General features: G+C 63.3%; 12 protein-coding genes. 5 read left to right on the top strand and 7 right to left on the bottom strand.

Features of this window, described 5'->3' with window-relative positions; genetic code table 11:
• Positions 1–76 precede the first annotated feature (76 nt).
• Entirely contained in the window at positions 77–958 is an 882-nt protein-coding gene (locus LSG43_RS15655; RefSeq protein ID WP_231805934.1) for a polyprenyl synthetase family protein, read from the top strand.
• A complete protein-coding gene (locus tag LSG43_RS15650; protein ID WP_231805932.1) occupies positions 958–1,509 on the top strand; it encodes a GNAT family N-acetyltransferase in 552 nt (183 codons plus the stop codon). Before LSG43_RS15655 ends, LSG43_RS15650 begins: the two co-directional genes overlap by 1 nt.
• A gap of 43 nt (positions 1,510–1,552) precedes the next feature.
• Here the strand turns inward: LSG43_RS15650 and LSG43_RS15645 are convergent, their stop codons facing one another.
• A complete protein-coding gene (locus tag LSG43_RS15645) occupies positions 1,553–2,035 on the bottom strand; it encodes a GNAT family N-acetyltransferase (RefSeq protein WP_231805930.1) in 483 nt (160 codons plus the stop codon).
• Complete coding sequence (gene ispG, locus LSG43_RS15640; protein ID WP_231806189.1) at positions 2,032–3,276, bottom strand: flavodoxin-dependent (E)-4-hydroxy-3-methylbut-2-enyl-diphosphate synthase; 1,245 nt, start codon at positions 3,274–3,276, stop codon at positions 2,032–2,034. Before ispG ends, LSG43_RS15645 begins: the two co-directional genes overlap by 4 nt.
• A 166-nt stretch (positions 3,277–3,442) precedes the next feature.
• On the opposite strand from ispG, the gene LSG43_RS15635 reads away from it, so the two are divergent.
• Positions 3,443–3,601: a DUF3309 domain-containing protein gene (locus LSG43_RS15635; RefSeq protein ID WP_231805928.1), complete on the top strand. Its 159-nt coding sequence runs from the start codon at positions 3,443–3,445 to the stop codon at positions 3,599–3,601.
• 79 nt (positions 3,602–3,680) lie between these two features.
• Here the strand turns inward: LSG43_RS15635 and pyc are convergent, their stop codons facing one another.
• The 4 genes from pyc to LSG43_RS15615 form a co-directional block, all read right to left on the bottom strand.
• Positions 3,681–7,121, bottom strand: coding sequence for a pyruvate carboxylase (pyc, locus tag LSG43_RS15630; RefSeq protein WP_231805926.1), 3,441 nt, complete (start codon positions 7,119–7,121; stop codon positions 3,681–3,683).
• 122 nt (positions 7,122–7,243) lie between these two features.
• Entirely contained in the window at positions 7,244–7,666 is a 423-nt protein-coding gene (locus tag LSG43_RS15625) for a protein tyrosine phosphatase family protein (protein ID WP_231805924.1), read from the bottom strand.
• Positions 7,667–7,750: 84 nt separating this feature from the next.
• On the bottom strand, positions 7,751–9,259 hold the full coding sequence (locus tag LSG43_RS15620; RefSeq protein ID WP_231805922.1) for a putative bifunctional diguanylate cyclase/phosphodiesterase: 1,509 nt from the start codon (positions 9,257–9,259) through the stop codon (positions 7,751–7,753).
• A gap of 181 nt (positions 9,260–9,440) precedes the next feature.
• Positions 9,441–10,508: a glycine betaine ABC transporter substrate-binding protein gene (locus LSG43_RS15615; protein ID WP_231805920.1), complete on the bottom strand. Its 1,068-nt coding sequence runs from the start codon at positions 10,506–10,508 to the stop codon at positions 9,441–9,443.
• A gap of 237 nt (positions 10,509–10,745) precedes the next feature.
• On the opposite strand from LSG43_RS15615, the gene LSG43_RS15610 reads away from it, so the two are divergent.
• Positions 10,746–11,954, top strand: coding sequence for an ABC transporter substrate-binding protein (locus tag LSG43_RS15610; protein WP_231805918.1), 1,209 nt, complete (start codon positions 10,746–10,748; stop codon positions 11,952–11,954).
• Positions 11,955–12,050: 96 nt separating this feature from the next.
• On the opposite strand, the gene LSG43_RS15605 is transcribed toward LSG43_RS15610, so the two are convergent.
• Positions 12,051–12,812: an NAD(P)H-dependent oxidoreductase gene (locus LSG43_RS15605; protein WP_231805891.1), complete on the bottom strand. Its 762-nt coding sequence runs from the start codon at positions 12,810–12,812 to the stop codon at positions 12,051–12,053.
• 94 nt (positions 12,813–12,906) lie between these two features.
• On the opposite strand from LSG43_RS15605, the gene LSG43_RS15600 reads away from it, so the two are divergent.
• On the top strand, positions 12,907–13,812 hold the full coding sequence (locus LSG43_RS15600; RefSeq protein WP_231805889.1) for a LysR family transcriptional regulator: 906 nt from the start codon (positions 12,907–12,909) through the stop codon (positions 13,810–13,812).
• The last annotated feature ends 3 nt before the right edge of the window (positions 13,813–13,815 follow it).

Below are 13,815 nucleotides of genomic sequence, written 5' to 3'. Positions count from 1 at the left end.
CTGCCTTGTGCCACAGCGGGACTAAGGTTGTCTTTATGGTGTTGCCCGCAGCGTGCGAACCCATTAGCACTCCGGCATGAACCTCACCGACGCACTTGCCGCCTGCGCGGCCGATACCGAAACATTTCTGGCCGAGCGGCTGGCTATCGAGGGCGCTCCAGCGCGTCTCCTCGATGCAATGGCGCATGGTGCGCTCGACGGTGGCAAGCGATTGCGGCCGTTTCTGGTGCGCGCGAGTGCAGAGGTATTCGGGGTTGCGCATGTGGACAGCCTTGCGGCCGGTGCGGCGCTCGAAATGGTCCACTGTTATTCGCTCGTCCACGACGACCTGCCGGATATGGATAATGACGAGATGCGGCGCGGCAAGCCGACGGTCTGGAAGGCGTTCGATCCGGCGTTGGCGATCCTTGCGGGCGACGCGCTCTTGACCGAGGCCTTCGGTGTTCTGGCCGACCCGGTGGTGCACGCGGACCCCGCGGTTCGCGCCGAATTGATCGGGGTCTTGGCCGCGAGTGCGGGCGCGCTCGGCATGGTTGGCGGGCAGGTGGCCGATATCGAGGGCGAAACAACGCCGCTCGACGAGGCCGGTATCATCGCCATGCAGCGGCGCAAGACCGGGGCGCTGATTAGGGCCGGCGTCGAAATGGGGGCGATCCTTGGGCGAGCCGACGCGGCGCAGCGCGGCGCGCTCGTGCGCTATGGCGAAGCGGCAGGGCTTGCGTTCCAACTCGCCGACGACATACTCGACGTTACCGCAACGAGCGCGGATCTGGGCAAGACGGCCGGCAAGGACGTCGCGCAGAACAAATCCACAATCGTCGCGCGGCGGGGGGTCGATGGCGCGCGGGAGATGCTCGCCGTTGCGGTCGAGGACGGTATCGAGGCGCTTTCAAGCTTTAGGGCGGAGGCGGACATGCTCCGGGCGCTGATCGCGCATTTCGCGGAGCGCAAAAGCTGATGTTGGCGCTCAAGCGCGATCTTCCCTTTGTTCCGGTCGTCGAAACCGAGCGCCTGCGGTTGCGCGAGCATCGTCCGGACGATTTTGCCAGCCTGCTAACCATGTGGAGCGACGAGCGGGTCTATCGCTACATTACCGGCAAGGCTTCGGGCCGGTCGGACGCCGAGGCACGCCTCGTACGTGCGATAGGGCATTGGGCTGCATATGGCTTCGGCTACTGGGTGGTGGAAGACAAGGGCAGCGGAGCGTTCGTCGGCACGGTCGGGTTCGGCCAGTTCCGCCGCGAAATCACGCCCGTTATTGACGATATGCCCGCAATCGGCTGGGTTCTGGCACCGTCGGCGCACGGGCAGGGCTTTGCAACCGAGGCCGCGGGAGCCGCTGTCGCGTGGGGCGACGCGCATTTCGGCAAGCATGCGACGTGCTGCATCTTCCATCCCGATCATGCGGCGTCCATACGGGTGGCCGAAAAGCTCGGCTACAGGCGTTGGCAGGACGGGGAGTTCAACGGCGAGGCGGCGCTCATCTGCGTACGCCCCGCGCCCGCCTAGTGTGTCGTCTTTCGCCAGTTTCCCGGTATTGCGAGGGGGATCGCTAGAGCGCCTTGGCCATTGGATGCACTTCGGTGTCGCCCTGCCATGGCTTTGGTGGCCCGTCTGCCGTGTAACCGAGGCGCCGGTAGAACCCGAGTGCTGTATTGGTGCTGGTGAGCCATGCCCGGTTGCAGCCCGTACTCGCGAGTTTCATCTCGAGTTCGGTGAGAATCGCGGCGCCGATCCCTTCGAGCCGCGCCGAGGGGGCGACATAGTTGAGCGTGATTTCACCTGCGAGCCGGGCACTGCCCACGGCTACGATGTGGCCATGCCGTTCGGCAACGAGAAAAATCGCATTCTCGTCAGCGATCCAGCCGCCGACATTTTCGGGCGTCTTGTTGGCCAGCCAGCCGTTCAAAACGTCCTCACGATTGCCGTGGTCGAGAACGCAAAGTTCACGGATGGAATTGCGCATGACTTCAGCGCACGCGGCGGCGTCGTCCGGCCGGGCGTCGCGAATGGTGACGCCCGCCGCGCTCATCATTCCGCCGCCGAAGCCGTGCCGCCGGAACCGAAGCGCTGCTCGATATAGTCGGCGACCATTTTCTTGAACTGATCGGCAACGTCGGCGCCCTTCAGTGTCACGACTTTCTTACCTTCGATGAAGACCGGGGCCGAGGGCGCTTCGCCGGTGCCGGGGAGCGAGATGCCGATGTCGGCGTGCTTACTTTCTCCCGGGCCGTTAACGATGCAGCCCATCACCGCAACCGAGAGACTCTCGACGCCAGGATACTTTTCTCGCCATTCGGGCATGGAGCTCGAAAGGTGATCCTGGATTTCCTTGGCGAGGGTCTGGAAGGTGGTCGATGTCGTCCGTCCGCAGCCGGGGCACGCGGCGACGACGGGGACGAATTGGCGGAACCCCATGGTCTGGAGAAGTTCCTGGGCGACCTTGACCTCGAGGGTGCGGTCCCCTCCGGGTTCGGGGGTCAGGGAAATGCGGATCGTGTCGCCAATGCCCTGCTGGAGCAGGATGCCGAGTGCGGCGGACGAAGCAACGATACCCTTCGAGCCCATACCCGCTTCTGTGAGCCCGAGGTGCAGGGCGTAGTCGCAGCGGGCCGCCAACTCCTGATAGATTGCAATCAACTGCTGGACGTCGGAGACCTTGGTCGAGAGGATGATCTTGTCACGCCCCATGCCGAGCTCTTCAGCGCGTTCGGCCGAATAGATCGCCGAGCGGATGATCGCTTCGCGCTGGACATGCGCCGCGCTCCAGGGCTCGGCGCGCCCGGCGTTTTCATCCATGAGGGTGGTGAGCAGTTCCTGGTCAAGCGAACCCCAGTTCACCCCGACGCGCACGGGTTTATCGTAGCGCAGGGCGATGTCGATCATCTGGGAGAATTGCTTGTCGCGCTTGTCCTTGAACCCGACATTGCCCGGGTTGATGCGGTACTTGGCGAGCGCTTCGGCGCATGCCGGGTGATCGGCGAGGAGCTTGTGCCCGATATAGTGGAAATCGCCGACGAGGGGTACATCAATGCCGCGGATGAGCAATTGGTCCCGGATATGGGGCACCGCGGCAGCGGCTTCGTCGCGGTCGACCGTTATGCGGACGATTTCCGAGCCGGCGCGTGCAAGCGCCGCGACCTGGGAGACCGTGGAGGCAATGTCGGCAGTATCCGTGTTGGTCATTGACTGGACGACGATGGGGCTCCCGCCGCCCACGGTCACGTTACCGACTTTGACGCCGACAGTCTTTTTGCGCTCGTCTGGCCCGGCCATGGTTTCGTCCTTGGATGCGGTCTTGCTCTGGGAAGTGGCGCTTTCCACGAGCGAAGTCAACCCGGCATCATGACACGGTTGCGGTCGAAGTGTTGCGGCCGCGCTGGAACGAATTGCCCGACAAAAACTTGATCAGACGCATGGTTACAAAGCGAGGGATATTTCCATGACCCTTTCGACTATCATTTTGATCATTCTTATCTTGCTGCTGATCGGTGCCTTGCCGACCTGGGGCTATTCGCGCTCCTGGGGATATGGCCCCACAGGCATTTTGGGCGTCATACTCGTCGTCGTGCTCATACTCATGCTCATGGGTATGATCTGACCGCCCGGCGGCCCGGTCACGTAGTCTTTGCGACGGGCGGGAGCATAATGCTCCCGCCCGTATTTCGTTGGCTTATTCGCTATTCCAGCCTGACGAGCAGATCTTTGGCGTCGATCTGGTCGCCGGGCTTGACCAGCACTTCGGCGACAACTCCGTCGGCTTCCGCGTGCAGCGCGGTTTCCATCTTCATGGCTTCGATCGAGAGCAGCACGTCGCCGGCGGCGACCTTCTGCCCGGCCTGAACGGCGACCGAGGAAATGACGCCGGGCATGGGCGCGCCGACCTGATTGGCGTCGTTCGCGGCGGCCTTGGGGCGCGCCACGATATCGCCAGCCTTGAGACGGTCGGGCACAGTGACGGTGCGGGGTTGACCGTTCAATTCGAAAAAGACGCGGACCATCCCCTTTTCGTTTGTCTCCGACCGGCCGAGGAGCTGAATTACGAGGGTTTTGCCCTTTTCGATGTCGACCAGCACCTCGCTGCTTGCGGGCAGGCCGTAGAAATAGACGGGCGTGGGCAGGACCTCGGTGGGGCCGTAGGTTTCCTGGGCCTTGGCGAACTCGGTGAAGACCTTCGGGTACATGAGGTATGACGCCAGGCGATAATCGTCGATCTCGTCGAGCCCGGTCGCCTCGAGCGCCTTCTTGCGTTCGTCTTCGAGATCGGCAGGCTTCAGATAAGAGCCGGGCCGCTCGGTGAGCGGTGCGCGGGCCTTCAACACCTTCTTCTGCAGCTTTTCGGGGAACCCGCCCGGGGGTTGGCCGAGATCGCCGGCAAAGAAGCCGATCACGGAGTCGGGGAACGAGATCTCCTTGTCGGGGCTTTCGACGTCGGCGCGGGTCAGATTGGAAGACACCATGGCCAGCGCCATATCGCCGACGACCTTGGAAGATGGCGTCACCTTGACGATGTCGCCGAACATCTGGTTGACGTCGGCATAGGTCTGGGCGACCTCGTGCCAGCGCGTCTCGAGACCCATCGAGCGGGCCTGTTCCTTGAGGTTGGTGAACTGGCCGCCGGGCATCTCGTGCAGGTAGACCTCCGATGCACCGCCCTTGAGGTCGCTCTCGAAGGCTGCGTATTGGGCTCGCACGGCCTCCCAATAGAACGAGATCTCGCGGATGACCTTGGCATCGAGCCCGCTGTCGCGCTCGGTGCCGCGCAGGGCCGCAACGAGCGAGCCGAGGGTCGGCTGGCTGGTCGTGCCCGAAAACGCGTCCATGGCCGCGTCGACAGCGTCGACGCCGGCGTCGCAGGCTGCGAATACGGTTGCTGCGGCGGCGCCGGAGGTGTCGTGAGTGTGGAAGTGGATGGGCAGGCCGACCTCGTCCTTGAGCGTCGAAATCAGCTTGCGTGCGGCGGCGGGCTTCATGAGCCCGGCCATGTCCTTGATGCCGAGAACGTGGGCGCCGGCGGCTTCGAGTTCTTTTGCGAGCCCGACGTAGTATTTGAGGTCGTACTTCGCCCGGTCGGGGTCGAGCATGTCGCCGGTATAACAAAGCGTGCCTTCGCACACCTTGTCGGCTTCAAGGACGGCGTCCATCGAGACGCGCATATTCTCGACCCAGTTGAGACAGTCGAAGACCCGGAAGACGTCGATCCCTCCCTCAGCTGCCTTCTTGACGAAGAACTTGACGACGTTGTCGGGATAATTGGTGTAGCCAACCCCATTCGCTCCGCGCAGGAGCATCTGCGTGAGGATGTTGGGGGCGCCTTCGCGCACCTTGGCCAAGCGCTCCCAGGGGTCTTCGTTCAGGAACCGCATGGCCACGTCGAATGTCGCGCCGCCCCAGCATTCAAGGGAGAAAAGCTCGGGCAGGCCGCGCGAATATGCCTTGGCGATGGCGGCGATGTCGAAGGTGCGCATGCGGGTGGCGAGCAGGGACTGGTGGCCGTCGCGCATCGTCGTGTCGGTGAAGAGTACGCGCGTCTGCGCCTTCATCCAGTCCGCGAGGGCCTTCGGGCCTTGCTTTTCGAGAATCTGGCGCGAGCCGTCCTTTGCGTTGGCAGCCGGGTATTCGGGCACCATCGGAGGCGCGTGCTCGCCGGGCTTGGGCCGGTCGCGCACCTCGGGGTGGCCATTGATGGTGACGTCAGCGATGTAGGTGAGAAGCTTGGTCGCCCGGTCCTGCCGCTTGGGCATGTCGAACAGCTCGGGCGTCGTGTCGATGAACCGCGTGGTGTAGGTGTTGTCGCGGAATTTGGGGTGCGCGATGATGTTTTCGAGGAACGCGAGGTTGGTCGAGACCCCGCGGATGCGGAATTCTCGCAAGGCGCGGTCCATGCGCGCGATGGCTTCCCCGGGGGTGGGTGCCCAGCAGGTAACTTTTTCAAGCAGCGGATCGTAGAACCGGGTGATCACCGCACCCGAATAGGCCGTGCCGCCGTCGAGACGCACGCCGAAGCCGGTGGCACCGCGATAGGCGGTGATGCGACCATAGTCGGGGATGAAGTTTTCCTCAGGGTCTTCAGTGGTCACGCGGCACTGCAGGGCGTGGCCATGGAGGACGATGTCCTCCTGCCTGGGGATGCCCGATTCCGGGTTGCCGATCACCGCGCCGTTCATGACGTTGATCTGCGCCTTGACGATGTCGATGCCGGTCACTTCCTCGGTCACCGTATGCTCGACCTGGATGCGCGGGTTCACTTCGATGAAGTAGAATTCGTCGGTGTCGGCATCCATCAGGAATTCGACAGTGCCTGCGCAACGGTAACCGGCTTCGTTGCCAAGTTTGAGCGCGGCGTCGGTCAGGGCCTTGCGGGTCTTGTCGTTGAGATAAGGCGCAGGCGCGCGTTCGACGACTTTCTGGTTGCGGCGCTGAACCGAGCAGTCGCGCTCGAAAAGGTGCACGAGGTTGCCGTGGTCGTCGCCGAGTAGCTGTACCTCGACGTGCCGGGCGCGCTCGACCAGCTTTTCGAGATACATCTCGTCCTTGCCGAACGCGGCCTTGGCTTCGCGCTTGCCTTCGGAGACCTCGTGCCGGAGTTCCTTGGACGAGTTGATCCGGCGCATGCCGCGTCCGCCGCCGCCCCAGCTCGCCTTGAGCATCAGCGGATAGCCGATCTGTTCGGCCATCTTCTCGACTTCATCGAGGTCATCGGGGAGCGGTTCTGTGGCCGGGACGACCGGAACACCGGCCTTGATCGCCATGTTGCGTGCGGCGACCTTGTTACCGAGATCGCGCATGGTCTGGGCCCGCGGACCGATGAAGGTGATGCCGGCGTCGGCGCAGGCGTCCGCGAACTCGGGGCTTTCCGAAAGCAGGCCATAGCCGGGATGGATGGCATCGGCGCCCGAAATCCGGGCGATGCGGATATATTCATCGATCTGCAGGTAGGCTTCGACCGGACCTTTGCCCTGGCCGATCAGGTAGGCCTCGTCGGCCTTGAACCGGTGCAGTGCCAGTTTGTCTTCCTCGGCGAAAACCGCGACGGTTTTCAGGCCCAGCTCATTGGCGGCGCGGAAGACTCGAATTGCGATTTCGCTTCTGTTGGCGACAAGGATCTTCTTGATCGTCATGGGAACCGACCTTTTGGTTCTGTGCCCGATGGAGGGGCGGGCACGGCGGCGGGCGATAGTTGGGTGATTGAAGTCGGCAAAACCCGACAAGGCAAGCTGAAACTCATCCAAACCCGGAGGGCTCAGGCGATCGGCTTATCCAGATGGGCCGCCAGGTGGCTGATGTCGTATCCGGCCTGCTTGGCAGAGGAAATGATCTCGCCGGCGTCCTGTTTGCCGGCCTGGCTCAAGGCCCAGAGCGTCGTCGAGCGTGTGCCTGACCGGCAGAAGCAGAAGACGGGGCCGTCGGCGTTGTCGAGCACGTCGCGGGTCTGGGCGATCATTTGCGGGCTCACGCCCTCGCGGCCCATGGGAATTTCGACATAGGTGAGACCGGCTGCTCGCGCGGCGGCGGCAATATCTGCGTTTGCCGGCTGATCCGGGGCTTCGCCGTCCGGGCGATTATTGACGACGGCGACAAAACCGGCGTCCTTGATCCCGGCGATATCCTCAGGCGCGATCTGGCCCGAAACGCTTACGGCGTCGTTGATCTTCCTGATGTCCAATCCACACTCCCGTTCCCTTGGATGTCACGCTCTTATAAGCGCGACCTCTGGGGTTCTGCAACCGCGATGGTATCCGACGTTCGGTCACGCGGCGCTGGCGACGTGCGTGTCGCGCGAGAGAATGGCAACGCATTGCTCGAGGGGCATGGGGCGGGCGAGGAGGTAGCCCTGCACCGCAGCGCAGCCGGCCTGCCGCGCGGCGTCACGCTGTTCGGCGGTTTCGATACCTTCGGCCACAACCTCGACATCAAGGACGCGGGCCAGTCGTGCGATAGCCTGCACGATAACGGCATCGACGCGGCTGGTGAGCATATTGGCGATGTAGGTGCGGTCGATCTTGATCGCATCGAAGGGGAAGTTGCGCAGATAGGCGAGGCTTGCATGACCGGCGCCAAAATCGTCGATGGCGATCTTGATACCGGTTTCGCGCAGGGCGCGCAGGTTGACCCGCTCGGTGTCGCCGGCCCGCAGGGGTGCGGTTTCGGTCACTTCGACGATGAGCCTGTCGGGAGAGACGCCCGCGACTTCGAGGATTTTGGCAAAGCGGGCGGCATAGCCTTCACGGCGCAGCTCCGCGGCCGATACGTTGACGGCAACGGCGGGAACGCCCAAGTGCTCGAGATCCCGGCAGGCGCGGCGCAGTACCCATTCGCCGAGCTTGTCGATCAAATCGCCCTGTTCGGCGATGGGCACGAATTCCGAGGGCGGAATGAGCCCGCGAACCGGATGCTTCCAACGCACCAGGGCTTCAACCGAAACGACTTCGTTCCTGGGCCCGAAAACCGGCTGGTAATGGAGCTGAAGTTCGTTGAGGAGTATGGCGGTTCGCAGTTCACGCTCGATAAAGCGCTGGTGGCGCTCTTCGGCGAGCATTTCAGCCTCGAACGCGACGACTTTCGAGCGGCCCGAACGCTTGCCTTTATAGAGTGCGAGGTCTGCCTTGGACATCAGGACGTCGACCGTTGCTCCGTCCTCCGGCGCGACGGCGACGCCGATCGTGGCCGACAGGCGCAAGTCGCGGCCCGAATGGGCGACGGGGTTATCCAGCTCGGCTAGAATATGCTGGCCCAGGCGGATCAGAGCGGCCTTGGAGTCGATGCCGGGAATGGCAATGGCGAATTCGTCGCCTCCCAGACGCCCGAAAATCGCATCGGGTGCCGCTTTCGCGATGACCTGGGCAAAGCGCAGGAGCGCTGCGTCGCCGGCGGCATGGCCGAAGCCGTCGTTGATGGATTTCAGATGGTCCATATCGAACTGGAGGAATGCCAGCGGCGTCTTGGTGCTGCGCCGAACCAGTGTTTTGAGTTCGGCGAGGAAATAGCCGCGCGTCATGGCGCCGGTAAGCGCGTCGCGGTTGATCGAGGCGACATGTTCGCGCCGTTGGTGCTCCGCCTCTATGAGCGTGCGCTTGAGGCCCCGGTAGCCGAACCAGAATACAAGGAGCAGGACAAAGCAGGGGAGGATCCCGGCAGCGATCAACCATACGAGCGATCCGCGGTTAAAAAACGCTGCCTCGAGCGCGGTGCCGAGAACGACCACCAAGGCCAATGCCGCCATGCACCCGGCCAGTGCCATGGTCCGATACTTGGACAAGATGAATTCTGGAGAGGTCTGACTGGGAATGGGCATGAACACCGAATAACGCATTGCTTGGGGCAGGCCGGGCAGGCGCTTTGCCGGAGGGTTATCCGTAGTATGTGCCTGTTACAGTTCTGTGACGACCTGCTAAAAGGCCTTTTGAGTCAGTGTGTTAGGTTACCGAGACGTTAACAGCTCACGGCTCTGCCGCGCGCGCGGAAACCCACTGGCGCCATATCGAAGGCCGCGTCTCGATAAAATGCGCGGCAGCGGCCTGTGCGGTTGCGTCGTTTTCGACTTGCCAGGCCAGAAGTGCGTTCATTTCAGCGACCGGCAGGGCAGCGCGGCCGAAATAGGCGGCGATTTCGTTTGCGTCGGTAAAGACCCATTCCGCTAATGCTATCACGACCGTGTCGGGCGCATAGGACGAGGGTGAGAAGGGGATGCACCCGGAGAGCGCCATGCATTGCGCCGATGCGCTGTCGAGACCGCCCATGTCGAGCGGCTCGAGCCCCAGCCGATCAATAAGACCGTTGGGTTGCCAGTAATAGGAGACAACCGGCGCGCCGCGCGTGACGGCGTCGGTCAAAAGCCTGTCGAGCGCCAGGCGGTCCTCGGGCGTCACGATGTCGAACCGGTCGTTAAGGCCGAAGGCGCCGAGCATTTTTTCGGTAATGAGCGCGCAGGCCCAGTCGGACGGGCAGGAGACGAAGCGGGCAGACTGCGCACCCTCGTCGGCAAAGACCTGCCAATGGTCGATGAGGTCGCCCGCGCTCTGGAGGGCAGGATTGTTTGCCTTGACGTAGCCAGGGACGAACCAGGCCTCGAGCGGACCGCCCGAATAGGTGTTGCCTGCGGCGCGCAGGCTTTGGGCGCGCAGGGCGCCGTTCCAGATTTCGGCGTGCCTCGATGCCCAGACTTCAGGCGCAACCGCGGGCTGGCGGGTTGTTGCCATCGAAGACAAGATCGTTTCGGGATCGCCGGGCATAACGCGCACCGAGCAGCCGAACTCCTCGGTCAGGATCGTCGCGTGGATATGGGCGAGAATGGCGGCGGACGGCCACGCCATCTGCGCAATGGTGAACGCGTCGGACGCGCACGGCGTGTCCGAGCGCGCGACCGTTTCCGCTTCAGGCGCACCCTGGTTGTGACCGTCTTGCGGACCAAGGACCTGTACTTGCGCATGGGCGCCGCCGCAAAGCAAAATCAAGCCCGCGAGTGCGACGGTCAGGGAAGGGCGCAAGGAGACAATCAGGGCTTTCATGGCCGACAAACTGGCAAATGCGCGGTGCTTAAGCAACTGACAAGATGGATCATTTGCCGATGGCGAAAACGGGTGACTTGGCCCGTCCAAATGTGCAATGCTGACGCGCGACGGGGCCCTGGGCTTGGGTTCCGATCCTGTTGGGGCCCACTGCACGAGAGACTGGAACGCGACGCGGAACGTGTTAAAGATCCGGCAAGCGGGTGGGCAAAGTACAGACGAACATTGAGGGAAATCATGCGTCACATCAAAAAAGCTTTGACCCTGGCCGTCGCGGCGGGTGTTGTTTCGGCAGCAGCCCCGGCGATCGCGCAGGACGTCAACTTGGGCTTCGTCGGCGGTTTTACCGGGCCCATTGAAAGCCTCACGCCGCCGATTTTTGCGGGCGCCGAGCTCGCGGTCGAGCACGTGAACGCGCAGGGGGGCATTCTTGACGGCGGCACGCTGTCGATCCTTTCGGCCGACGGCGCGTGCGATGCCACCGCTGCAGCCAACGCGACCGACCGTCTCGTCAACACCGACCAGGTGACGGCGATCGTCGGCGGGCTGTGCACGGGCGAAACCATCGGCGGGGCGAATTCTGCTGGCATTCCGGGCGGTGTTGTCATGATCTCGCCCGCCTCGACGGCGCCGGCTGTGACGACGATCGAGGACAACGACCTCGTTTTCCGCACCACGCCTTCGGATGCCTTCCAGGGTCAGAAGCTGGCCCAGCTGCTGCTCTCGAAAGACATCGGCGAAGTGGCCGTGACCTACGTCAACAACGACTATGGCTCGGGCTTTGCCGATGCGTTCACGAGCGCTTACGAAGGGGGCGGCGGGACGCTTCTTGCGAACCTTGCGCACGAAGATGGCAAGGCAGACTACCGCGCCGAACTGGGCAATCTTGCCTCCTCGGGCGCCGAAACGCTCGTTATTCTCGCTTATGCGAACTCGTCGGGCCAGACGATCCTGCGGCAGGCCCTTGAATCGGGCAACTTCCTCACCTTCGTGGGTGGCGACGGCATGGTGGGCGACGACCTCTTCACCGGCGTCGATGCCTCGGCGGTCGAGGGCATGATCGCCACGCGCGCTGGTGCCTTCGAGGGTGAATCGGCGACCATCTTCTCGGATCTGGCGGCCGAGGCCGGGCTCGACCCGAATGCCGTCTACGCTCCGCAGGCCTATGACGCTGCCTTCCTCCTGTCGCTTGCGATCGAGCAGAATGGTTCGGCGGATCGCGAAGGGCTTTCCGAAGCCCTGCGCGCAGTGGCGTCGGCTCCGGGCGAGCCGATCCTGCCGGGCGAGTGGGAAAAGGCGAAGGCGCTTATCGCCGAAGGCACTGACATCGACTATGTCGGTGCGGGCGGCAATCTCGACTTCGACGAGGCCGGCGACGTCGATGGCGTCATCGTTGAGCTCACGGTCGAGGGCGGTACGTTCACCGAAGTCGGCATTATCGAATAAACGGCAAACCGCTTTTGGATTTCGGAGCGCCCGGGCTTGTCCCGGGCGTTTTTATTTTAGGGGAGGGCTGCGGACGCTGCCCTACCTGACAGTCCTCTACGCCACGTGTCGGATGAACGGGCTATAGCTGGGGGCGGTTGGACGCAGACGGCCGGTTTCGTCCCAGTCGGCGGTCGTGTTGAACTTGAGGGGCTCGAGGGTCTCGATTGCGCCGAGGTGAGCGCGCAGGCCCGCTTTGTAGCCATCAAGCCGCGTGCGGAGCGTGTCTGGGTCTGTGTTCGGTCCCTTGACCACTTCGAAGCTTGCAAAGTGAGGGAGGACCGAGAAACCGACATAGGCGAGGCCGAAATGGATCGGCCAGAGGATAAGATCGAGATCGCCCGCGCGTCCGTTTGGCCCAAAAGCGAGCCCGGGGGCACCGGTGGTGACGGAGACGAGCGCCCGCTTGCCTTTGAAATGGCCTCGGTCGGGATAGCGCTTCCCGCTCGAATAAACGCGGCCCCAGGCGAAGACCCTGTCGAACCAGCCCTTGAGGATGGCCGGGACTGACCACCACCAGAGCGGGAACTGGAAAACGACGAGGTCGGCGCGCTCAAGCTTCACGATCGCGCTTTCCACATCGGTGGGCAGCGTACCTGTGTCCGAGGCGTGGCGCTGTTCGATCATGGCGCTGAAGAAGGCGTTGTCCGCGCGGCTGGAGAAATGGCGCGCGTCTTCGAGCGGATCGAAGCCATCGCGGTAAAGATCGGCCGTTTCCACGGTGTAGCCCATTGCAGTCAAGGCTTCGCGCGCGTCAGCAGCAAGCTGTGCGTTGAACGATTTTTCCTCTGGATGGGCCAGGACGATGAGGGCGTGCAATGGCTGCTCCTTTTTAGTCTTTGGATCGATTGCCAAGAGATCTAGTGTGTGCGTATGCGAACGGAAATTCCCAAATTGTGAAAGGCGAGCTTGCATGGATGAACAGGGGCTCCCATGGGACGACCTCAGAACAGTCATGGCGATCGCCAGGGCGGGATCGCTTTCAGGGGCCGGTCGCGCGCTCGGCGTGAGCCATGCCACGATCTTCCGTCGACTGGGGGCAATCGAGGCCCGGCTGGGCGTTTCACTTTTCGAGCGTTCGCGCGATGGCTATGTACCGACGCCCGCCGGTGAGGACATCGCCGCGACCGCCGAGCGGATCGAAGCAGAGGTGCTCGGCGCCGAGCGCCGGGTGGCAGGGAGGGACCTCAGACCGTCGGGCACGGTGCGCGTGACGACGACGGATTCTCTGCTCGCGGGGCTTTTGACGCCGATTTTTGCGGCTTTCCGCGCGATCCATCCCGAAATTGCGCTTGATGTCGCGATATCGAACCATCCGTTCGATCTGACCCGGCGCGAGACCGACGTCGCGATCCGTTCATCGATGTCGCCGCCCGAAACGCTGGTCGGGCGTAAGCTGGGGACGCTAGCGCAATGCGTCTACACCAGCACGCATGGCGGGGCGGCAGCGGATTGGGTCGGCTGGGACGAATCGATGCTGCACTCCCAGTTCGCGCGCTGGCTCAAGGCACGAGGGCACGATACGCGCAGCGGGTATCGGGTCAACAGCGTCATGGGATTGTGCGAAGCCGTGCGCAGCGGATTGGGCGAGACCGTGTTGCCCTGCTATCTCGCCGACGGCGATACAGGGCTGATGCGCCGGGGGGAGCCTATACCTGAACTGGCGATCGATCTCTGGCTGCTCATTCATCCCGATCTCAGGCGCGTCGCCCGCATCCGGGCCTTCGCCGATTTCGTTTCGGAGGCGGTCCGCGATGTGAGGGACCGATTGCTCGGGGTTGGTGGGGCTTGGCCACGGCCGCGGCGGGGCGAAGGGTAAGAT

Origin of the sequence: Pelagibacterium xiamenense, from assembly GCF_021166475.1 — a bacterium.
Taxonomy (GTDB): Bacteria; Pseudomonadota; Alphaproteobacteria; order Rhizobiales; family Devosiaceae; genus Pelagibacterium; species Pelagibacterium xiamenense.
This window is presented reverse-complemented; position numbering and strand designations above follow the sequence as displayed.